We start from the raw sequence: 21872 nt of genomic DNA on the forward strand, positions 1-21872 counted from the left end.
TTACACCCCTGATAATGTGAGATTCGGATTCGTTAAAGCAACCGTTGTAACAATAACCTTACTGACAGCGGCTGCGAATGACAATGAGTATATCGTTTAAAGCTATCATAACCCCAATTGATGCTGAATCGAAGCAGCAGGCGTCACATATGGAGATAGCTGCTCTTTATTTGCGCAGCGCCCGGCAAATGAGATGCGACAGTAGCTCCAGCTGCCGCGCCAGCTCCATGCTCAGCCAGACATAACCATGAATAGGCGTTTCCGCAACGTTATCGCTCTGACGCTCATTCATTAACTGCTTCAGCTCAGCAACGATCTCATTCAGACGTTCACTGTTCGCCAGGATGGGCTGCGGGTTACCTTCATAAAGCGCGTGGGCGATGGTGAGCAGCGTTTGCTGCGTCATCTGCTGCGTCTCTTTTAAGGTATGGGCGTTGAGCATTAAAAGGTGGCTGGGACGAGAAGCCCAGTGCGCGTTGATTTGCAGCTCAAGCATGCATACCAGATTGCGGCTTACCGTCTGAATGGCTTCGAAAATGGATTTCTGGATATGGGTTTCTTTGCTGGCCGGGGTAATCAGCCCGCGCATCCTGACCACATCGTTGAGGATCGTTTGCAGGTGTTTTTCCAGCCGGGGGCGCTCAACCAGGTTAGGGGAAAATCCGGCCTGATAGACGCGGTTGAACGCGGTGACATAGTTAGCCATCTGAATACGCCAGTGCAGAAAAGCACGCTGTGGCCAGATGCCGGTAAAGAGCATAGCCAGCAGTGAGCCGAGGATAACGTCCCCGCTTCGCCACAGGGCAGTCGTCATATCCCCCGCCGGTGCACCGACCACCACCGACAGCGTGATACCAATCAGCAGCGCCTGATAGGGCCTTTTGCCTAAAGCCAGCCAGCCGCAAAGGAACATCGCGGCACCGCACCAGATCAACATAACCGGAAACGAGATAAGCTCAAGCTTCAGCGCGATAAGCCCCAGGGCAGAGCCTAAAACGGTACCGCCAATGCGCTCGAAGGCACGTGGAACAACGTTCCCCCAGAACGAAATAGGCCCCATCACGACCACCAGCGTGATAAGCGGCCATGTTCCCTCAGGAACATCCAGCAAACGAACCAGCACAAACGTCAACACAAAGGCCAGCGCGATACGGCACCCATGTACCACGCGGTAGTGTTTGTACAGACGAATTTCAAAAGGAGTTAATGATTTGTCGGGACGCACACCCGCTCTCCAGCTACACGGCAAATCACAATTGTACTGTGTTTTCAGCCGGGCGGATCACACCCGGCTGAAAAACCCTGTAATAACCAGGCTTAACCGACTTTGTGCTCTACACCAATATACATTTCGATGTCCCAGTAACCGTCCGCGTTACCATCATTAAGGTAGCGCTCAAAGCAGGGTTTAGGGGCCATCTGGTAGCTGTTGTCCTGCAAGAGGGAATTAAAGAACTGGTTCCATGGGGTCGCGAAGTCATGGTTTTCAACGCGCGCCGTCGCCACCGCATACTCTCCAGCGGCGATTTCCGTCATCATGACGCCTTCGCTGTTTTCAGGAATGACAAAATCGTCCGGTACCGTTACGGCCGTGTCACAGCGCAATTTTTCTGCCGGGACCTCGTCCGGATTATCGTAGTAAACCGCAACCCACTCCAGCGGCTGAATGTGACGTCCATCCACCCACATGACTAACTGTTCGAAGCCCTTTTTTACCGTTTTGTCCCACGGCCCGACCAGATGAAAGCCGGCGATTTTACGTTTCTGTTGCTGCTTGATGCTGTAGTCCATGCTGCCTCCTTTTATTACTGTATATTTATACACTTTAAAGCAGGTTTTAACTGTTCAGCAAACGAGGAGTGTTTATTATGTGAGCAGACTCGCAACCGCGCCAGTCTGCTCATGAGCTTTAACGCAGGCCGTTACAGCGTGTGATGCAGATAATCGCTCAGACGGGAGAAGAGGCCGCCTTTATTCACCGCTTCGAGCGTCACCAGCGGCCAGTGCGCCACGACTTTGTCACGATCGTAAAGCTGGATTTCCCCTACCCGCTGATGAGCCGCAATCGGCGCTTCCAGCTCTTTTTTATCCAGCACGTACTTGGCTTTGATGTTAGGAACTTCTGTTTTAGGCAAGGCCAGCCAGAAATCCTGGTCGGTGCCCAGTTCCACCTGCTCTTTATCGCCGTACCAGATACGCTCTGTTCCCACTTTTTTGCCGTTATGCAGGATCTGCACCGTATCAAAGTTCTGCTGCCCCCAGTGCAGCAGCTTCCGGGCCTGTTCCTCACGCCCTTTCGGGCTGTCAGCGCCCATCACCACCGCGATTAAACGACGCTGACCGTCAACCGCTGACGCAATCAGGTTAAAGCCCGCTCCCGACGTGTGCCCCGTTTTCAGACCATCAACGTTCATGGTTTTATCCCACAGCAGGCCGTTACGGTTTTGTTGGGTGATCCCGTTCCAGGTAAGGCTCTTTTCGCTGTACATGTGGTAGAACTCTGGCTCGCCGTGAATGATAGCCCGGGAGAGCACGGCCAGGTCATAGGCAGAGCTGTGCTGGCCCGGCGCGTCCAGACCGTGGACGGTTTCAAAGTGGGTATCGCGCAGGTTCAGCTTTTGTACATAGTCGTTCATCATCTTCACAAACTGCGGCTGACCACCCGCTACGTGATCCGCCAGCGCCACGCAGGCGTCGTTACCGGAATCCACAATCAGACCACGGCTCAGGTCGCGCACCGAGACGCGATCGCCCTCTTTCAGGAACATCAGCGACGATCCTTCAAACACCGGGTTCCCTTTTGCCCACGCGTCGCGGCCAACAGTAACGATGTCATCCGGGGTAATGCGGTGGCTGTCGATGGCCCGATCGACAACGTAGCCCGTCATCAGCTTGGTCAGGCTCGCCGGATTACGTTGTTGATGTTCGTTGCCCGCCGTTAAGATCTGACCAGTCGTGTAATCCATTAGCACCCAGGAGCCCGCCTGAATGGCCGGAGGCTGCGGCGAAAAATCCAGCGGATCGGCCGCGAAGGCAGAAGAGACACTCGAAGCGAGTAAAGAAACAGCAATAAACAGACGGCGTTTCAACGGTATATCCTCAGGTCATTAAAAATCGATGACCTTTTTACGGGAGTTCTGTTGTCGTTACCTGGCTTAATTGCAAAAAAATGTGACAGAAAGCAGATTTTACGCTGAAGCGCCCTCGCAAATTTGCACGGTGATGGCGCTTTTTATTCGGACTGACCTGCACGATCGTTTACCATAGAGACGTCATTTTTTAACAGGATGGTATTACTGGTGTCTGATTCAGCCGCGCGCCCTACATTTTTGTTCCACGACTACGAAACCTTTGGCACCCACCCGGCGCTGGATAGACCGGCACAGTTTGCGGCCATCCGTACCGACGACGAATTCAACATCATTGGCGAGCCTGAGGTCTTTTACTGTAAGCCGGCCGATGACTACCTGCCCCAGCCCGGCGCGGTAATGGTCACCGGGATCACCCCACAGGAAGCCCGGGACAAAGGCGTGAACGAGGCCGCATTCGCCCGGCGCATTCACGACCTCTTCACCGTCCCGAATACCTGCGTGGTCGGTTACAACAACATCCGTTTCGATGACGAAGTGACGCGCAATATCTTCTACCGCAACTTCTACGATCCTTATGCCTGGAGCTGGCAGAACCGCAACTCGCGCTGGGATTTGCTCGACATTATGCGTGCCTGCTATGCGCTGCGCCCGGAAGGCATCAACTGGCCTGAGAATGATGAAGGGCTGCCGAGCTTCAGACTGGAACACCTGACGCGCGCGAACGGTATTGAGCACAGCAATGCCCACGATGCGATGGCCGATGTCTACGCCACCATTGCTATGGCAAAGCTGGTGAAAACCGCTCAGCCACGGCTGTTTGACTATCTGCTGAGCCACCGCAGCAAGCAGAAACTCACCACGCTGATTGATGTGCCGCAGATGAAACCGCTGGTACATATCTCCGGTATGTTTGGCGCCTGGCGCGGCAATACCAGTTGGGTCGCTCCGCTGGCCTGGCATCCGGATAACCGTAATGCCGTGATTATGGTGGATTTAGCCGGTGATATTACACCGCTGCTCGATCTCGACAGCGATACGCTGCGCGAACGGCTCTATACCCCAAAAGATGAACTTGGCGATCTGCCCGCGGTGCCGGTCAAACTGGTCCATATCAATAAATGTCCGGTCCTGGCCCAGGCCAATACTCTGCGCGCAGAGGATGCCGACAGGCTGGGGATTAACCGTCAGCGTTGCCTGGATAACCTCAAGGTGCTGCGTGAAAACCCGCAGGTACGTGAGAAAGCGGTGGCGATCTTTGCCGAAGCCGAACCCTTTATTCCGTCAGACAACGTCGATGCACAATTGTACAACGGCTTTTTCAGCGACGCAGACCGTGCGGCAATGAATATTGTTCTGCAAACCGAACCGCGTAACTTACCCGCGCTGGATATTACCTTCGCGGACGCACGTATCGAAAAACTGATGTTTAATTACCGCGCGCGCAACTATCCTGGCACGCTGGATGAAACCGAACAGGCGCGCTGGCTTCAGCATCGTCGTAATGTGTTTACACCGGAGTTTCTGCAGAGCTACGCGCAGGAGCTGGAGATGCTGTATAGCCAGTATGAAGGAAATGCTGAAAAGCAGGCGCTGTTAAAAGCGCTGTATCAGTATGCGCAGGAAATCGTCTGACAGATTTTGGGCGAAAAAAAACCGGAGGTGATGGTCTCCGGTTTTTTTTTACTTAGTTCTTACGCAACGTCTTCGTACTGAGGAACCGGGTTACGGAAGCTCTTCGTGACGCACGCCAGGTAAACCAGGCCGATACCCGCCCAAATCAGGCCAAGCACCATGGAGCTCTCTTCCAGGTTAACCCACAGCGCACCCACTGTCAGCGCACCACACATCGGCATGAACAGATACTGGAAGTGGTCTTTCAGCGTTTTATTACGCTTTTCACGGATCCAGAACTGAGAAATAACCGACAGGTTAACAAAGGTGAACGCCACCAGCGCACCGAAGTTAATCAGCGCAGTTGCCATCACCAGGTCAAAGTTAATCGCCAGCAGAGCAATAGCGCCGACGAGGATGATGTTCATCGCCGGCGTACGCCAGGTTGGGTGAACGTAGCCGAAGAAGCTTTTCGGGAATACGCCGTCACGACCCATTACGTACATCAGACGTGCAACGCCTGCGTGCGCGGCCATGCCGGATGCCAGTACCGTGATGGTGGAGAAGATCAACGCGCCAACCTGGAACGCTTTACCCGCCACATAGAGCATAATTTCTGGCTGAGAGGCATCCGGATCCTTAAAGCGAGAGATATCCGGGAAGTACAGCTGCAGGAAGTAGGTCGCAAAGATAAAGATCAGACCACCAATCAGCGCCGTCAGGAAGATAGCACGCGGGATAACACGCTCTGCGTCCTTGGTCTCTTCAGACAGGTTGCTGATGCCGTCAAAACCGGTAAAGGAGAAGCACAGAATGGTTGCCCCGGTAATCATCGGGATCACATGCGCATCACCAGACCAGAAAGGCTTGCTGCTCGCCAGGGTACCTGCACCTTCACCGTGGAAGACACCAAAGATAACCATGCCCAGAATCACGGCAATCAGGATGACCTGAAGCACAACAATAACGGAGTTAAAGTTCGCAACGGACTTGATGCTGCGCAGGTTGAACGCCGTCATAAAGGCCACCAGCGCCACGACGAACATCCACGAAGGGATCGACGGCACCAGTGCTTCAAAATAAATTTTAGCCAGCAGAATGTTGATCATCGGCGCGAACAGGTAGTCGAGCAGCGAAGACCAGCCCACCATAAAGCCAACGGTCGGGCTGATGGATTTCTGGGCGTAGGTGTAGGCGGAACCGGCAGACGGATAGCGACGGACCAGTTTACCGTAGCTCAGCGCGGTAAAGAGGATCGCAATCAGTGCGAAGGCGTAAGCCGTCGGCACATGACCGTCTGTGAGGCCTGATACGATACCGAATGTATCGAACAGCGTCATTGGCTGCATATAGGCAAGGCCCATCATAACAACCGGAACTAACGTAAGGGTTTTACGTAATTCCACGCGAGAGGTGTTTGGAGTTGCGTTATGCGACATAGTTATTCTCCTTTACGGTGATAACCGCCACGTAAGCGAAAAATTGCCCCATTTCTGTATTCCTCAGCGACAACAACTGTCGGATTTTAGTAAATATCTATCCGGTACGAAGCCCGGCCTCTTGGTTTTTAGTTTCGTTTCATACGTGCAAAAAAAAATAACCGACGCCTTTTATATCGTCGATTATTCATTTGGTTGCAGCGGCGCATTTTGCCCCACATCGGATACAAAAGGCAATACTTTGCAACGCCCGGGGCGATTTTCTTTTTTCTAACTGGCTGATTTCTCGACGCTGCTTTGCGAGTAAACGGCAGCAATAGCACTATTTGCTAAAATTTCGTCCCGCCACCACGCGCTTGCCAGCCCCGCAGTTTGTTCATTCCAGCCGACCCACACCGATTCATTGCTGCTTTGTGCAAGCACCTGTTTTTCAACAAGCGCACCGCTGTCTAAAAACCGCTGCGCCAGATAGCGGGGTAAATAGCCGCACCCCAGGCCACTGATTTGCAGCTCCAGCTTGGTTTTATAGTCGAACACCGTGATCGCCTCCTGCTCATCAAGCAACTGCGTGGAGGCCGCACAGTCGGGACGCGAGCTGTCACCGACCACAATGGCGCGGTAGCCTTTAATCGTGCGCCGGTTAAGGGGTTCCGGCTCCTGCGCGAGCGGATGGTGTGGCGCGACGGCGAAAACCTGCTCCAGCACACCCAGCCGGGCGAAACCGAAATCACTTAACTGGGGCGGTTCATGCAGCGCACCGACAAAAATATCGGCCCTGCCCTGAGTTAAGGCATCCCATGAATCGCCCAGCACGCCATTAATGAAGATTAACCGGGTTACGCTGTGGTGCTGATAGAACGCCTCAATCAGCGGCGTCAGAAGAGAAAACGGAAAAGTATCATCAACGCCGATGACCAGTTCGTTCTCCCATCCCTGGTGCAGTTTGACGGCCTGTTTTTCCAGTTCGCGAACGGTATGCAGGACGTCGCGCCCCTTCTCCAGCAGCATCTGCCCGGTACGGGTAAAACGGGCGCGGTGGCCAGAGCGATCGAGGATCTGGATATTAAGATCGCTTTCCAGTTTATGAACGGTATAGCTCAGCGCCGACGGGGTTTTGAAGAGCTTTGCCGAAGCAGCGGCAAAGCTCCCCTCTTTTTCCAGTGCATCCAGAATAATAAGAACATCCAGCAGCGGTTTCATGTTCGCCCCCTTCCGGTGTGCGATCGTTTCCGCTGAGAAACTTATTCCATCGGCATCACCAGCGGATCGGGATATTGATACTCAAACCCCAGCTCATGACAAATGCGATTGCCATCAACAATTTTGCCTTTACTTTCGTCCTTTGCTTCACCAAAAACAGGCGGAACCAGACCCAGCTGGCGTGCCATCAGCGGGTAAAACGTGCTACGCGCTGGATGAGAAGGCGCACATATATTATAGATGTGCCCACCTTTTGGAGCCTGTAAGAGTAGTTCTATTGCGGCAATTACGTCATCAAGATGCACAAGATTGACGCCATGTTGTCCGTCTGGCGCGGATTTTCCCGCGAAGAAGCGTCCTGGATGTCGCCCGGGGCCAACCAGACCTGCCAGCCGTACGATATCGACCTGGGTGCCGGGAAGATGATGCAGCCAGTCTTCCAGCTCTTTCAGCACTTTACCGCTCGCGGTAACGGGATGACGCTCAGAGGTCTCTTTCACCACGCCGTCAACATCGCCGTAGACCGAGGTTGAGCTGGTAAAAATAATGCGTGGGACGTGATGCGCCAGCGCGCTGTCGACAATCTCCTGCATCGCCTGCAGGTAAAATGATTCGCCCGGGCCACTGCGCCGTGCCGGTAACGTAATCACCAGCGCATCAACGTTCATCAGCGTGTCCAGATCGTCAGCATCACACACCAGTTCAGGTTCCAGACGCAGCTCGACGCCGTTAATACCGCACATACGCGCCGCTTCAACCCCATCCGCCGTGGTTTTGCTTCCGGTCACCTGCCAGCCTTTTGCGGCCAATGACATCGCCAGCGGCATTCCCAGCCAACCTAAACCGACAATCGCGACCTTTTTCATGCGAATTCTCCTGACTTTTACTCGTCTTTCTTAAGGCTACGCCAGCCCGACAGAACACACAATTCATAGCGTCAATATGAAATGAATTAATGATCAAAAAAAGCCCTTGCAATGAGTCATACAACTGGTTTAGGTTAAAAGACATCAAATGAATAAGCATTCATCGAGAATTTTATGACACGCGTTCAATTTAAACACCACCATCATCACCATCATCCTGACTAGTCTTTCAGGCGATGTGTGCTGGAAGACGTTTGGATCTTCCAGTGGTGCATGAACGCATGAAAAAGCCCCCGGAAGATCTTCTTCCGGGGGCTTTTTTTTGGACCAAATTCAGACAGGTTAAAACAGGTTAACGAGGAAAACAGAATGTTAGATAACTCACGTTTACGCATAGCTATTCAAAAATCAGGCCGTTTGAGTGATGATTCACGCGAACTGCTCGCCCGCTGCGGGATTAAAATCAACCTGCACACCCAGCGCCTGATTGCCCTGGCTGAAAATATGCCCATCGACATTCTGCGCGTGCGTGATGACGATATTCCCGGCCTTGTGATGGATGGCGTTGTTGATCTCGGCATCATCGGTGAAAACGTGCTGGAAGAAGAACTCCTGACCCGCCGTGCCCAGGGTGAAGATCCACGCTATTTTACCCTGCGTCGTCTGGACTTCGGCGGCTGCCGCCTGTCGCTGGCCACGCCTGTCGATGAAGCCTGGGACGGCCCGGCCGCGCTGAACGGCAAACGTATCGCCACCTCCTACCCTCACCTGTTAAAACGTTACCTGGATCAGAAAGGCGTGCAGTTTAAATCCTGCCTGCTGAACGGCTCTGTTGAGGTGGCGCCGCGCGCGGGTCTGGCTGACGCCATCTGTGACCTCGTCTCTACGGGCGCCACGCTGGAAGCGAACGGTCTGCGCGAAGTGGAAGTGATTTACCGCTCCAAAGCGTGCCTTATCCAGCGCGACGGCGAAATGGCCGATGCGAAACAGCAGTTGATCGACAAACTGCTGACCCGTATTCAGGGCGTGATTCAGGCCCGTGAATCGAAATACATCATGATGCACGCGCCAACCGAACGTCTTGATGAGGTCATTGCCCTGCTGCCAGGCGCAGAGCGCCCGACCATCCTGCCTCTGGCCGGTGACCAGCAGCGCGTCGCCATGCACATGGTCAGTAGCGAAACCCTGTTCTGGGAGACCATGGAAAAACTGAAGGCGCTGGGCGCAAGCTCAATTCTGGTGCTGCCAATTGAGAAGATGATGGAGTGATGGCCATGAGCTTTAACACAATCATCAACTGGAACGATTGTTCGCAAGAACAACAGCGCGCGCTGCTGATGCGTCCGGCGATTTCGGCCTCAGAAAGCATTACCCGCACCGTGGCCGAGATCCTTGATAACGTCAAAGCCCGTGGCGACGATGCGCTGCGGGAATACAGCGCAAAGTTTGATAAAACCGAGGTTGGCGCTTTAAAGGTAACCGAACAGGAAATCACGGACGCGGAAAGCCGCCTCGGTGACGAGATCAAACAGGCGATGGCCGTCGCGGTGAAAAACATTGATACCTTCCACACCGCGCAGATATTGCAAGCGGTCGATGTGGAAACCGTGCCCGGCGTACGCTGCCAGCAGGTCACGCGTCCGGTTGCGTCGGTGGGGCTTTACATCCCCGGTGGTTCCGCCCCGCTGTTCTCTACCGTATTAATGCTTGCAACCCCGGCACGCATCGCCGGTTGTCAGAAAGTAGTACTGTGCTCGCCGCCTCCGATTGCCGATGAAATTCTCTATGCGGCAAAACTGTGTGGCGTACAGGCGGTGTATAAAGTGGGTGGTGCACAGGCAATTTCCGCGCTGGCGTTTGGTACCGAATCCATTCCTAAAGTGGACAAAATTTTTGGCCCGGGCAACGCGTATGTGACCGAAGCCAAGCGTCAGGTCAGCCAGCGTCTGGACGGTGCCGCGATTGATATGCCTGCCGGTCCTTCTGAGGTGCTGGTGATTGCCGACAGCGGTGCAACGCCGGACTTCGTCGCCTCCGATCTGTTATCCCAGGCAGAACATGGCCCGGACTCACAGGTTATTTTGCTGACGCCGGATGCGGATATGGCAAAACGCGTGGGTGAAGCCGTTGAACGTCAGCTTGCCGACCTGCCGCGCGCCGACACGGCACGCCAGGCACTCTCAGCAAGCCGCCTGATTGTGGCGCGCGATCTGGCGCAGTGCATTGCCATCTCCAACCAGTACGGCCCGGAACACCTGATTATCCAGACCCGCAATGCGCGCGATCTGGTTGACAGCATTACCAGCGCAGGTTCGGTCTTCCTTGGCGACTGGTCACCGGAATCCGCCGGCGATTACGCTTCCGGCACCAACCACGTTTTGCCAACCTACGGCTATACATCAACCTGTTCGAGCCTCGGGCTGGCGGATTTCCAGAAACGCATGACCGTACAGGAGCTGTCCCGCGAGGGGTTTGCCTCTCTGGCCTCCACCATTGAGACCCTGGCCGCCGCCGAACGTCTGACCGCCCACAAAAACGCCGTTACGCTGCGCGTTGCAGCCCTGAAGGAGCAAGCATGAGCATTGAAGAATTAGCCCGCGAAAATGTCCGTCGCCTGACGCCTTATCAGTCTGCTCGTCGTTTGGGTGGCAACGGTGATGTCTGGCTGAACGCCAACGAATACCCGACTGCCGTACAGTTCGAGCTGTCGCAGCAAACGCTGAACCGCTATCCGGAATGCCAGCCGAAAGCGGTTATCGAAAATTACGCCCGGTACGCAGGCGTAAAGCCTGAGCAGGTGCTGGTCAGCCGGGGTGCAGATGAAGGCATTGAACTGCTGATCCGAACCTTCTGCGAACCGGGTAAAGACGCGGTGATGTACTGCCAGCCAACCTACGGAATGTACAGCGTCAGCGCAGAAACCTTTGGCGTGGCGTGCCGTAACGTGCTTTCGCTGGAAGACTGGCAGCTCGATCTGCAGGGGATTGCCGACAATCTTGACGGCGTGAAAGTGGTGTTCGTCTGCAGTCCAAATAACCCGACTGGGCAAATTATCAACCCGCAGGACATTCGAACCCTGCTGGAGATGACGCGCGGTAAAGCGCTGGTGGTGGCTGACGAAGCCTATATTGAGTTCTGCCCGCAGGCGACGCTGGCTGGCTGGCTCGAGGAGTACCCGCACCTGGTTGTACTGCGTACGCTGTCAAAAGCTTTCGCCCTCGCAGGCCTGCGCTGCGGCTTTACGCTGGCCAATAAAGAAGTCATCGACCTGCTGATGAAAGTGATTGCGCCATATCCACTCTCTACGCCGGTTGCCGACATTGCGGCGCAGGCTTTGGCCCCTCAGGGGATCAAGGCGATGCGCGAACGCGTGGCTCAAATCCTTGAAGAACGGCAGTATCTGGTCACTGCCCTGAAAGATATTCCCTGCGTGGAGCAGGTATTCGACTCTGAAACCAACTACATCCTGGTACGCTTTACCGCGTCGAGTGCCGTATTTAAATCTTTATGGGATCAGGGCATTATCTTACGAGACCAAAATAAACAACCATCCTTAAGCGGCTGTTTGCGTATTACCGTAGGCACCCGTGCAGAGAGTCAGCGCGTGATTGACGCCCTGAAAGCGGAGAAAGTATGAGCCAGAAGACCCTCTTTATCGATCGTGACGGTACCCTTATTTCGGAGCCGCCAACCGATTTTCAGGTCGATCGTTTCGACAAACTGGCTTTTGAACCCGATGTAATCCCGGTGCTGCTCAAGCTACAGAAAGCCGGCTATAAGCTGGTGATGATCACTAACCAGGACGGGCTGGGTACCGACAGTTTCCCGCAGGCGGATTTTGACGGCCCGCATAACCTAATGATGCAGGTGCTGACCTCTCAGGGCGTTGAATTTGATGAGGTGCTGATCTGCCCACACCTGCCTGCCGATGAATGTGACTGCCGCAAGCCGAAGGTAAAGCTGGTCGAACGCTACCTGACGGATGACGTGCTGGATAAAGCCAATAGCTATGTCATTGGCGATCGCATGACCGATATTACGCTGGCGGAGAACATGGGTATCTCCGGGCTGCGCTATGACCGTTCCACCCTTAACTGGGCAAAAATTGGTGATCAACTGACCCAGCGTGACCGCTACTCGCACGTTGAGCGCAACACCAAAGAGACGCAAATCGACGTTAAGGTCTGGTTGGATCGTGAAGGCGGCAGCAAGATCCACACCGGTGTGGGTTTCTTTGACCATATGCTGGACCAGATCGCGACCCACGGTGGTTTCCGCATGGAGATCGCCGTGAAAGGCGATTTGTATATCGACGATCACCACACCGTGGAAGATACCGGCCTGGCGCTGGGTGAAGCGCTGAAGCTGGCGCTCGGCGATAAGCGCGGTATTAACCGTTTTGGCTTCGTTTTGCCGATGGACGAATGTCTGGCGCGCTGCGCCATGGATATCTCCGGACGCCCGCACCTGGAATATAAAGCAGACTTCAACTACCAGCGCGTGGGCGATCTGAGCACCGAAATGGTGGAGCACTTCTTCCGCTCATTGTCCTACACCATGGGCCTGACGCTGCACCTGAAGACCAAGGGCAAGAACGACCACCACCGCGTAGAGAGTCTCTTCAAGGCCTTCGGCCGTACCCTTCGCCAGGCGATCCGCGTGGAAGGTGACGCCCTGCCTTCATCGAAAGGAGTGCTGTAATGAATGTGGTGATTCTGGATACCGGATGCGCCAACCTGAACTCCGTAAAGTCGGCAATTGCCCGTCACGGCTATGCACCGGACGTAAGTCGCGACCCGGACGTCGTACTGCGCGCCGATAAGCTTTTTCTGCCCGGCGTAGGGACAGCGCAGGCGGCGATGGATCAGATCCACGAGCGCGAGCTGGTGAGTCTCATCAAAGCCTGTACTCAACCGGTGCTGGGAATTTGTCTCGGCATGCAGCTGCTGGGCCGACGCAGTGAAGAGAGCAACGGTGTTGATCTGCTCGGGATTATCGACGAAGACGTGCCGAAAATGACCGATCACGGTCTGCCTCTGCCGCACATGGGCTGGAACCGTGTTTATGCCAAAGCCGGTGACAGACTGTTTCGCGGCATTGAAGACGGGGCCTATTTTTACTTCGTGCACAGCTACGCCATGCCGGTAAATCCGTACACCATTGCCCAGTGCAATTACGGCGAAGCATTTACCGCGGCGGTGCAGAAAGATAACTTCTTCGGCGTGCAGTTTCACCCGGAACGTTCGGGTGCCGCAGGCGCACAGTTGCTGAAAAACTTCCTGGAGATGTAATGATTATTCCCGCTTTAGATTTAATCGACGGCACGGTTGTCCGTCTCCATCAGGGCGATTACGGGCAGCAACGCGACTACGGTAACGACCCCTTGCCACGTCTGCAGGATTACGCCGCCCAGGGCGCGCAGGTGCTGCACCTTGTGGATTTGACTGGCGCAAAAGATCCGACAAAACGTCAAATCCCGCTTCTTAAAAAACTGGTGGCCGGCGTGGATGTGCCCGTCCAGGTAGGCGGTGGCGTACGTACGGAAGATGACGTTGCGGCGCTGCTGGACGCTGGCGTGGCGCGCGTGGTCGTCGGCTCGACTGCCGTTAACGATCCTGAAAAGGTTAAAGCCTGGTTCCGCCGCTTTGGCGCTGACGCGCTGGTGCTGGCGCTGGATGTTCGTATCGACGAACAGGGTAACAAGCAGGTTGCAGTCAGCGGCTGGCAGGAAAATTCCGGGGTGACGCTGGAAGAACTGGTCGAGAGGTATCTGCCCGTTGGCCTGAAGCACGTGCTGTGCACCGATATCTCCCGCGACGGCACGCTGGCAGGCTCTAACGTTTCTTTATACCAAGAAGTCTGCGCGCGTTATCCGCAGGTGGCCTTCCAGTCGTCGGGCGGTATTGGTGATATCACTGATATTGCCGCGCTGCGCGGAACGGGCGTACAGGGCGTGATTGTGGGCCGGGCCCTGCTGGAAGGTAAATTTACTGTGACGGAGGCGATTCAATGCTGGCAAAACGGATAATCCCTTGCCTGGACGTACGTGACGGCCAGGTAGTGAAAGGCGTGCAATTCCGCAACCACGAAATCATTGGCGATATCGTCCCGCTGGCAAAACGCTACGCTGAAGAAGGCGCAGATGAGCTGGTGTTTTACGATATCACCGCCTCCAGCGATGGCCGCGTCGTGGATAAAAGCTGGGTGGCGCGCGTGGCAGAAGTGATTGATATTCCCTTCTGCGTGGCAGGCGGGATTAAATCTGCGGAAGACGCGGCAAAAATTCTCTCCTTTGGTGCCGATAAGATTTCCATTAACTCCCCTGCTTTGGCAGACCCGGAGCTGATTACCCGTCTGGCCGATCGCTTTGGCGTACAGTGCATTGTCGTGGGGATCGACACCTGGTATGACGCCGCAACGGGTAAATACCATGTCAACCAGTACACCGGCGATGAAAGCCGGACCCGCGTAACCCAATGGGAGACGCTGGACTGGGTGCAGGAAGTCCAGAAACGTGGCGCAGGCGAAATTGTGCTGAACATGATGAACCAGGACGGCGTGCGTAACGGCTACGACCTCGAGCAGCTGAAAAAAGTCCGCGCGGTCTGCCACGTACCGCTGATTGCTTCCGGCGGTGCAGGCACCATGGAACACTTCCTTGAAGCCTTCCGCGATGCAAACGTTGACGGCGCGCTGGCGGCCTCTGTGTTCCACAAACAGATTATTAATATTGGTGAGTTAAAAACGTACCTGGCCGACCAGGGCGTGGAGATCAGGGTATGTTAACAGAGCAACAACAGGCACAACTGGACTGGGAAAAAACTGACGGATTACTGCCGGTGGTTGTACAGCATGCCGTCTCAGGTGAAGTGCTGATGCTGGGATATATGAACCAGGATGCACTAACCAAAACCATCGACAGCTGCAAGGTCACCTTTTTCTCGCGTACCAAACAACGCCTGTGGACCAAAGGGGAAACCTCTGGCCATTTCCTGAATGTGGTCAACATTACGCCGGACTGCGATAACGATACGCTTCTGGTACTGGCGAATCCGATCGGCCCAACCTGCCACAAGGGCACCAGCAGCTGCTTCGGCGACGCAAGCCACCAGTGGCTGTTCCTGTATCAACTGGAACAGTTACTCGCTGAGCGTAAAACGGCGGATCCTGAAAGTTCGTATACGGCGAAACTCTACGCCAGCGGAACCAAACGTATCGCGCAAAAGGTGGGGGAAGAAGGCGTTGAGACAGCGCTGGCCGCGACCGTGCATGACCGCGAGGAGCTGACGAACGAGGCGTCGGATTTGATGTATCACCTGCTGGTACTGCTGCAGGATCAGGACCTTGATTTAACGGCGGTGATTGAGAATCTACGTAAGAGACATAAATAAAAAAACCGGGGAATTTCCCCGGTTTTTTTATCTGATGAGAATCACGATTTTGGTTTGTAGTTCCGCAACGCGTTGCGACCCAACACCACACCTGAACCGATAATCCCGCCAAGGAGTACGGCAAGGATTAGAGTGATGGCTTTTTTCGGACTGTCGCGATAAACAGGAAGATCCGGTTTCATGACATAGCGATAGACATGAATGGTGTCCGGGTTAACATTCAACTTCTCAATATCCAGCAAGTTCTGCTTAGTCTGATAGTACGCTCCAGAGAACACCAGCGGACGAGATGCTTCGTTTTCAATCATCGATTTCAACGCTTCGCTGCCTAACAGGAACATGGTTTCCTGCGTCACGTCTTGAGTTTGCTGAATCTGTGGAGAAGTGATTTTGGCCGCTTCAGCGTTCTTCAGCGCTTCCGTAATCTGTTTAATGCGCAGATCTTTTTGTTCCTGCGAGACTTTCTCCTGGTTCTCCAGCGAGTCATTCAGTGTTGTGATCTGCTGCTTAATGTTATCTTTTAGGTCAAGCGCCAGTTCTTTCGCCGTCTGTTCATCAACCTGCTGAATATACTGTGCAAGCTGCTTTTGAGCTGCTTCAGCAGATTCACCAACATAGCTGACGGTCAATGGAAATGCTTGTCCCTTAACCGTGGAATCGATGGTTAGCTTTTCCGGGATTTCCTGATTTTCAAGCGCCTGCGCTAAAGCTGAAAAAGATGAATTAAAACGACCAATTGCACGGGTCTGGATATCCAAAATTGACGGTGCGGCACCACCATAAAGGATGTTCAATGCATTTGCATACGTTGCAATCTGCGCGGCATCCGGCTGGGCAATGATGGCGGACGATGTCCATTTCTCTTTTGCTACGGTGATGTAGATCCCAGCCAATATGATAAATACAGCAACAAAAGCTCCAATAACCCACTTCCCTCGCCACAGTTGCAGCACTAAATCAAGTAAATCAATTTGCTCCGGGTCATTACTTCTGCTGACCAGGTTATTGTTGTTCTGCGTCATACAATCCCTAACAGATGATAAAGGGCAAAAATAAACATGTTCACATAGTGTATCTGTTGCTATGAATTTTTCTATAAGAATCCGATGAGTTAAATCGGAAAGATGGGTTATGTAACTGGCATCCGCCGCGCTATGATAGACGCAATGTGATGCGTGATGGCATCAGTAAGAACACATATTTATGAGGGAAGGTATGAAATTTCTGGTAACGGGTGCAGCAGGCTTTATCGGCGCAAATGTCAGCAAACGACTCCTGGATGCCGGTCATCAGGTCGTCGGTATTGATAACCTGAATGACTACTATGATGTCAATCTTAAGCTGGCACGTCTGGATCTGCTGACATCTGACAGTTTCGCCTTCCACAAGCTGGACCTGGCCGACCGTGAAGGCATGGCCACACTGTTCGCCCGTGAGAAATTTGATCGCGTCATCCACCTGGCCGCACAGGCAGGTGTACGCTACTCGCTTGAAAACCCTCACGCCTATGCAGATGCCAACCTGGTTGGCCACCTCAACGTGCTGGAAGGCTGTCGCCATCACAAGGTACAACATCTTCTGTATGCGTCTTCCAGCTCCGTTTACGGCCTTAATCGCAAGATGCCTTTTTCGACTGACGATTCGGTCGATCACCCTGTCTCACTTTATGCCGCGACCAAAAAAGCCAATGAACTGATGTCGCATACCTATTCCCACCTGTACAACCTGCCCACGACGGGACTGCGCTTCTTTACCGTGTACGGTCCGTGGGGACGTCCGGATATGGCGCTGTTTAAGTTCACCAAAGCGATGATTGAAGGCAAAAGCATTGATGTCTACAACTACGGTAAGATGAAGCGCGACTTCACTTACATTGATGATATCGCCGAAGCCATTATCCGTCTGCAGGATGTTATCCCTCAGGCCGATGCAAACTGGACCGTTGAAACCGGTTCACCGGCAACCAGCTCTGCGCCTTATCGCGTCTATAACATCGGAAACAGCTCTCCGGTTGAACTGATGGATTACATTACGGCTCTTGAAGAAGCGCTCGGGATAGAGGCAGAGAAGAATATGATGCCAATCCAGCCGGGTGACGTACTGGAAACCAGCGCAGATACTAAAGCGCTGTATGACGTTATTGGCTTCAAACCGCAGACTTCCGTTAAAGAAGGCGTGAAGAATTTCGTTGACTGGTATCGCGACTTCTACAAAGTATAAAAGTAAAAGACCACCTTCTTAGAAGGTGGCTTTTGAGAATGCCCCCTGTAAGGGGAGCTACTATCACTTTCCACTAACTACTCTAACAATTCCATCTGCTGTTCATGTGTCTGTTCCGTTTTCTCCTGATGCCGCACATATCGTCTGATTATTTCTTCATTTACCCCCACCGTATCTACAAAGTATCCGCGGGACCAAAAATGATTGCCCCATAGCTTCTTTCTTATGTGCGGAAAACGATTGTAGAGCCTGATAGCGCTGCGGCCTTTCAGATGCCCCATCAGAGTGGATATAGAAATTTTCGGTGGGACAATGACAACGAGATGTACATGATCTGGCTGAACATTTAGCTCCAGAACCTCACAATCTTTGATTCCGCAGAGAATGTAGATTGTCCTGTAAAGTTCTTTACCCAGCTTATCTTTCAGGATCCTGAAACGGTACTTCGGCGTCCAGACTATGTGGTATTTGCAACGCCAATATACATGTGATGAACTCCTGTAAAGCCCCATGTCGGTTTGTCTCCTCTTACTTGTGGTGAGTAAGCAAAGATATTTCGACATGGGCATTCTTCAGGCTAGAGCCTTACAGGAACAATCACCACCTCCCCAGGAGGTGGTTTAGGGATGACAACAAAAAAACCGGCAAGTGCCGGTTTTTTTATGCGCCTTAAGCAGAGACTCAGTCGCTACCAAACAAATCGCGGGTATACACTTTATCCGCCACGTCGGCCAGTTCTTCCGCCATACGGTTAGAGATAATCACATCCGCTTCCTGTTTGAATGCATCCAGGTCACGAATCACACGGGAATGGAAGAATTCATCTTCCTGCATCGCTGGCTCATAAATAATCACCTGAACGCCTTTAGCCTTAATACGCTTCATGATCCCCTGAATGGAAGAGGCGCGGAAGTTATCAGAACCGCTCTTCATGATCAGGCGATATACACCCACCACTTTCGGCTGACGCGCGAGAATGGAATCAGAAATGAAGTCTTTACGCGTACGGTTTGCATCAACAATCGCTGAAATCAAATTGTTTGGCACAGCCTGATAGTTCGCCAGCAGCTGTTTGGTATCTTTTGGCAGGCAGTAGCCGCCGTAACCAAACGACGGGTTGTTGTAATGGTTGCCGATACGCGGGTCGAGGCAAACACCTTCGATGATCTGACGGGTGTTCAGGCCCAGACTCTCGGCATAGCTGTCCAGCTCGTTGAAGTAAGCCACGCGCATTGCCAGGTAGGTATTCGCGAACAGTTTGATCGCTTCGGCTTCAGTGGAGTCGGTAAACAGCACCGGGATATCTTTCTTGATTGCGCCTTCCTGAAGGAGAGCAGCAAAACGCTCCGCACGCTCAGAGCGCTCACCGATCACGATACGGGATGGGTGCAGGTTATCGTATAACGCCCTGCCCTCGCGCAGAAACTCTGGCGAGAAGAAGACATTATCAATACCCAACTCTTCTTTGATTGATGTAGTGAAACCGACCGGAATGGTCGACTTAATGATCATCACTGCATTCGGATTAATCGCGATAACGTCTTTGATCACCGCTTCAACCGTCGAAGTGTTGAAATAGTTGGTTTTTGGATCGTAGTCTGTTGGGGTCGCAATGATGACAAAGTCCGCATCACGATAAGCATCTTCTTTATCGGTGGTAGCACGGAAATTCAGCGGTTTGTTCGAAAGGTAATCCTGGATTTCTTTGTCTACAATCGGCGATTTCTTCTGATTCAGCATATCCACTTTGGACTGTACGATGTCCAGCGCAACCACTTCATGGTTCTGCGCAATCAAGATACCGTTTGAAAGGCCAACATAGCCTGTTCCGGAAATGGTTATTTTCATTCGTTTGGCTTCTTCAGTATGAGTTTCTGGTGACATCTAAGGGTCACCACAATGAATAACTGGTGGTTTTTTATCGCTAATGCTAATTCACTGTCAAGGTGCATGCCTGGCTGAAGAATACGTTGACTCCACAGATATCGTTATCACAACAGAGCATGAAGTACCGGATTTCCAGCAATAGTGGGGCACTTAACGCTTATAGACCCATAAAATGGATAAATAGCGGACTGACTCAAATCAGACTAATCCCTTGGTAAGGTTAAGCAGATATTGACCATATCCCGTCTTTTTAAGTGGCTCTGCAAGCAGCAGAAGTTGTTCCGCATTAATAAATCCCCTACGAAAAGCGATTTCCTCTGGGCAAGAAACCTTTAGTCCCTGTCGCTCCTCTATCGTTGCGATAAAATTACTCGCCTCAATCATACTTTGGTGTGTTCCGGTGTCCAGCCAGGCGTATCCTCGTCTCATCATTGCGACAGACAATCTGCCCTGTTGCATATAAAGACGGTTGATATCGGTGATTTCCAATTCACCCCTATCCGATGGGCTCAAACTTTTAGCCATCTCAATGACATCATTGTCATAAAAATAAAGACCGGTTATGGCGTAATTACTTTTTGGTTGTTGAGGTTTCTCCTCAAGGCCAATTACGGTCCCTTCTTTGTCAAATTCAACAACACCATAACGTTCCGGATCGCTGACATGATAGGCAAAAACGGTCGCCCCTCCTTCCTGACTTGCAGCCCCTTCAAGGAGTCGCGGAAGGTCATGTCCATAGAAAATGTTATCCCCTAACACCAGAGCACAGTTGTCGTTTCCGATAAACTCTTCGCCAAGGATAAAGGCCTGAGCAAGCCCGTCGGGGCTCGGTTGCACTTTATACTGCAGACGCAGCCCCCACTGGCTACCATCACCCAGCAGTTGCTCAAAACGCGGCGTATCCTGTGGCGTGCTGATAATAAGGATGTCCCTGATGCCAGCAAGCATCAGTGTTGATAGCGGATAATAGATCATCGGCTTATCGTAAATCGGCAACAATTGTTTACTTACCGCCATCGTGACGGGGTAAAGACGTGTGCCAGATCCGCCAGCTAAAATGATACCTTTACGCTTAATCATTACTTACGTTCCCCATAATTCTGATCAATCCAGCTTTTATAGGCGCCACTTTTAACATTAGAAACCCATTTCTGATTGTTCAAATACCACTCAACGGTTTTGCGAATACCACTTTCAAAGGTTTCAAGCGGTTTCCAGCCCAGTTCGGCACTGATTTTGTGAGCGTCGATCGCGTAACGGCGGTCGTGCCCTGGACGGTCAGTAACATAAGTAATTTGTTCCCGATAGGATCGTTCCTTGGGCACGATTTCATCCAGCAGATCGCATATGGTGTGTACAACCTCGATATTTTTCTTCTCGTTGTACCCTCCAATATTATACGTTTGCCCCACGACACCCGTTGTCAGAACGGTATAAAGTGCACGCGCATGATCTTCCACGTATAACCAGTCGCGGATCTGATCGCCCTTACCGTAAATGGGTAAGGGTTTACTTTCCAGAGCATTCAGGATGACAAGTGGAATGAGTTTTTCCGGAAAATGGTAAGGCCCATAGTTATTGGAACAGTTTGTCACAATTCCCGGCAGGCCGTAGGTACGTATCCACGCGCGCACTAAATGATCGCTGGAAGCTTTTGATGCTGAGTAAGGGCTACTTGGTGCATATGCCGTTTTTTCAGTAAAGAGTGGCAACGGAGTAGCTTCATGATATTCGTCTGGATGAGGCAAATCACCATAGACTTCATCAGTTGAAATGTGATGAAAACGAAATGCAGCTCTTGCTGCTCCGTTCAGTGACGACCAGTAAGAACGGCTGACCTCTAACAAAACATAGGTGCCAACAATATTGGTTTCAATGAATTCAGCCGGTCCAGTAATAGAACGGTCAACATGGCTTTCAGCCGCCAAATGCATCACCGCGTCAGGCTGATGAGTGGAAAATATACGTTCTATGGCATTTTTATCGCATATATCAGCATGCTCAAAAACGTAACGTTCACTATCACTTACTTCACGCAAGGATTCCAGGTTACCGGCATAGGTTAATTTATCAACGTTAACAACGCTATCCTGAGTATTGCTAATAATATGTCGTATAACCGCGGAGCCAATAAACCCGGCACCGCCAGTAACTAGAATTTTCACG

At 52.5% G+C, this 21872-nt stretch carries 23 protein-coding genes and 1 other annotated feature; of the genes, 11 read left to right on the forward strand and 12 right to left on the reverse strand.

The genetic code is table 11. The annotated features are described in order from the left end of the window. Positions 1–166 precede the first annotated feature (166 nt). The 3 genes from AAIR21_RS01630 to dacD form a co-directional block, all read right to left on the reverse strand. Positions 167–1225: an FUSC family protein gene (locus AAIR21_RS01630; protein ID WP_020883296.1), complete on the reverse strand. Its 1059-nt coding sequence runs from the start codon at positions 1223–1225 to the stop codon at positions 167–169. A gap of 92 nt (positions 1226–1317) precedes the next feature. Then, a complete protein-coding gene (sbmC, locus tag AAIR21_RS01635; protein WP_183516165.1) occupies positions 1318–1791 on the reverse strand; it encodes a DNA gyrase inhibitor SbmC in 474 nt (157 codons plus the stop codon). Positions 1792–1922: 131 nt separating this feature from the next. Then, positions 1923–3089, reverse strand: a complete 1167-nt coding sequence (dacD, locus tag AAIR21_RS01640) for a serine-type D-Ala-D-Ala carboxypeptidase DacD (RefSeq protein WP_014170783.1) — start codon at positions 3087–3089, stop codon at positions 1923–1925. Positions 3090–3287: 198 nt separating this feature from the next. Between dacD and sbcB the strand changes: the two genes are divergently transcribed. After that, on the forward strand, positions 3288–4724 hold the full coding sequence (gene sbcB, locus AAIR21_RS01645) for an exodeoxyribonuclease I (RefSeq protein ID WP_371807588.1): 1437 nt from the start codon (positions 3288–3290) through the stop codon (positions 4722–4724). A 59-nt stretch (positions 4725–4783) separates the two neighbouring features. Here the strand turns inward: sbcB and plaP are convergent, their stop codons facing one another. The 4 genes from plaP to AAIR21_RS01665 all read right to left on the reverse strand — a co-directional run bounded on the left by plaP (position 4784) and on the right by AAIR21_RS01665 (position 8208). Further along, the gene (plaP, locus tag AAIR21_RS01650; RefSeq protein WP_183516164.1) at positions 4784–6142 is read right to left on the reverse strand and encodes a putrescine/proton symporter PlaP; all 1359 of its coding nucleotides are present in this window, start codon (positions 6140–6142) and stop codon (positions 4784–4786) included. After that, positions 6132–6194: a membrane protein YoeI gene (gene yoeI, locus AAIR21_RS01655; RefSeq protein ID WP_099458931.1), complete on the reverse strand. Its 63-nt coding sequence runs from the start codon at positions 6192–6194 to the stop codon at positions 6132–6134. The genes plaP and yoeI overlap by 11 nt, the downstream gene beginning before the upstream one ends. A 218-nt stretch (positions 6195–6412) precedes the next feature. Then, positions 6413–7342 carry a LysR substrate-binding domain-containing protein gene (locus tag AAIR21_RS01660; RefSeq protein ID WP_014170787.1) on the reverse strand — a complete coding sequence of 310 codons (930 nt, stop codon included), beginning with the start codon at positions 7340–7342 and terminating at the stop codon, positions 6413–6415. Positions 7343–7383: 41 nt separating this feature from the next. After that, a complete protein-coding gene (locus tag AAIR21_RS01665) occupies positions 7384–8208 on the reverse strand; it encodes an SDR family oxidoreductase (RefSeq protein WP_183516163.1) in 825 nt (274 codons plus the stop codon). Between the two features lie 174 nt (positions 8209–8382). On the opposite strand from AAIR21_RS01665, the gene hisL reads away from it, so the two are divergent. From hisL to hisIE, 9 genes are all read left to right on the forward strand, one after another. Next, a complete protein-coding gene (gene hisL / locus AAIR21_RS01670) occupies positions 8383–8433 on the forward strand; it encodes a his operon leader peptide (protein WP_001364200.1) in 51 nt (16 codons plus the stop codon). Then, positions 8409–8532, forward strand: a sequence feature (His leader region). It overlaps the preceding gene by 25 nt. Positions 8533–8577: 45 nt before the next feature. Then, positions 8578–9477, forward strand: coding sequence for an ATP phosphoribosyltransferase (gene hisG, locus AAIR21_RS01675; protein WP_000886595.1), 900 nt, complete (start codon positions 8578–8580; stop codon positions 9475–9477). A 5-nt stretch (positions 9478–9482) separates the two neighbouring features. After that, complete coding sequence (hisD, locus tag AAIR21_RS01680) at positions 9483–10787, forward strand: histidinol dehydrogenase (protein WP_079232036.1); 1305 nt, start codon at positions 9483–9485, stop codon at positions 10785–10787. Continuing rightward, positions 10784–11845, forward strand: coding sequence for a histidinol-phosphate transaminase (gene hisC / locus AAIR21_RS01685; RefSeq protein WP_113656050.1), 1062 nt, complete (start codon positions 10784–10786; stop codon positions 11843–11845). The genes hisD and hisC overlap by 4 nt, the downstream gene beginning before the upstream one ends. Then, positions 11842–12909 (forward strand): bifunctional histidinol-phosphatase/imidazoleglycerol-phosphate dehydratase HisB, encoded by a 1068-nt coding sequence (gene hisB, locus AAIR21_RS01690; protein ID WP_434679705.1) that lies wholly within the window; start codon positions 11842–11844, stop codon positions 12907–12909. The genes hisC and hisB overlap by 4 nt, the downstream gene beginning before the upstream one ends. Then, on the forward strand, positions 12909–13499 hold the full coding sequence (gene hisH / locus AAIR21_RS01695) for an imidazole glycerol phosphate synthase subunit HisH (RefSeq protein WP_020883288.1): 591 nt from the start codon (positions 12909–12911) through the stop codon (positions 13497–13499). The genes hisB and hisH overlap by 1 nt, the downstream gene beginning before the upstream one ends. After that, positions 13499–14236, forward strand: a complete 738-nt coding sequence (gene hisA, locus AAIR21_RS01700) for a 1-(5-phosphoribosyl)-5-[(5-phosphoribosylamino)methylideneamino]imidazole-4-carboxamide isomerase (RefSeq protein WP_025203708.1) — start codon at positions 13499–13501, stop codon at positions 14234–14236. The genes hisH and hisA overlap by 1 nt, the downstream gene beginning before the upstream one ends. After that, positions 14218–14994 carry an imidazole glycerol phosphate synthase subunit HisF gene (hisF, locus tag AAIR21_RS01705; protein ID WP_014170794.1) on the forward strand — a complete coding sequence of 259 codons (777 nt, stop codon included), beginning with the start codon at positions 14218–14220 and terminating at the stop codon, positions 14992–14994. The genes hisA and hisF overlap by 19 nt, the downstream gene beginning before the upstream one ends. After that, positions 14988–15599 (forward strand): bifunctional phosphoribosyl-AMP cyclohydrolase/phosphoribosyl-ATP diphosphatase HisIE, encoded by a 612-nt coding sequence (hisIE, locus tag AAIR21_RS01710; RefSeq protein ID WP_434679709.1) that lies wholly within the window; start codon positions 14988–14990, stop codon positions 15597–15599. The genes hisF and hisIE overlap by 7 nt, the downstream gene beginning before the upstream one ends. Positions 15600–15640: 41 nt before the next feature. Here hisIE and wzzB read toward each other — a convergent pair whose 3' ends face one another. After that, entirely contained in the window at positions 15641–16621 is a 981-nt protein-coding gene (gene wzzB, locus AAIR21_RS01715) for an LPS O-antigen chain length determinant protein WzzB (protein WP_434679712.1), read from the reverse strand. 193 nt (positions 16622–16814) lie between these two features. On the opposite strand from wzzB, the gene AAIR21_RS01720 reads away from it, so the two are divergent. Continuing rightward, a complete protein-coding gene (locus AAIR21_RS01720) occupies positions 16815–17819 on the forward strand; it encodes an NAD-dependent epimerase (RefSeq protein ID WP_151711910.1) in 1005 nt (334 codons plus the stop codon). A 77-nt stretch (positions 17820–17896) separates the two neighbouring features. On the opposite strand, the gene tnpA is transcribed toward AAIR21_RS01720, so the two are convergent. The 4 genes from tnpA to rfbB form a co-directional block, all read right to left on the reverse strand. Next, positions 17897–18331, reverse strand: a complete 435-nt coding sequence (tnpA, locus tag AAIR21_RS01725) for an IS200/IS605 family transposase (protein WP_041162689.1) — start codon at positions 18329–18331, stop codon at positions 17897–17899. A gap of 169 nt (positions 18332–18500) precedes the next feature. Then, the gene (gene ugd / locus AAIR21_RS01730; RefSeq protein WP_193162429.1) at positions 18501–19667 is read right to left on the reverse strand and encodes a UDP-glucose 6-dehydrogenase; all 1167 of its coding nucleotides are present in this window, start codon (positions 19665–19667) and stop codon (positions 18501–18503) included. 237 nt (positions 19668–19904) lie between these two features. Continuing rightward, the gene (gene rfbA / locus AAIR21_RS01735; RefSeq protein WP_434679716.1) at positions 19905–20786 is read right to left on the reverse strand and encodes a glucose-1-phosphate thymidylyltransferase RfbA; all 882 of its coding nucleotides are present in this window, start codon (positions 20784–20786) and stop codon (positions 19905–19907) included. After that, positions 20786–21871: a dTDP-glucose 4,6-dehydratase gene (gene rfbB / locus AAIR21_RS01740; RefSeq protein ID WP_193162432.1), complete on the reverse strand. Its 1086-nt coding sequence runs from the start codon at positions 21869–21871 to the stop codon at positions 20786–20788. Before rfbB ends, rfbA begins: the two co-directional genes overlap by 1 nt. Position 21872: the final 1 nt, after the last annotated feature.

Origin of the sequence: Enterobacter sp. PTB (genome assembly GCF_051130085.1) — a bacterium.
Lineage (GTDB): Bacteria > Pseudomonadota > Gammaproteobacteria > Enterobacterales > Enterobacteriaceae > Enterobacter > Enterobacter ludwigii.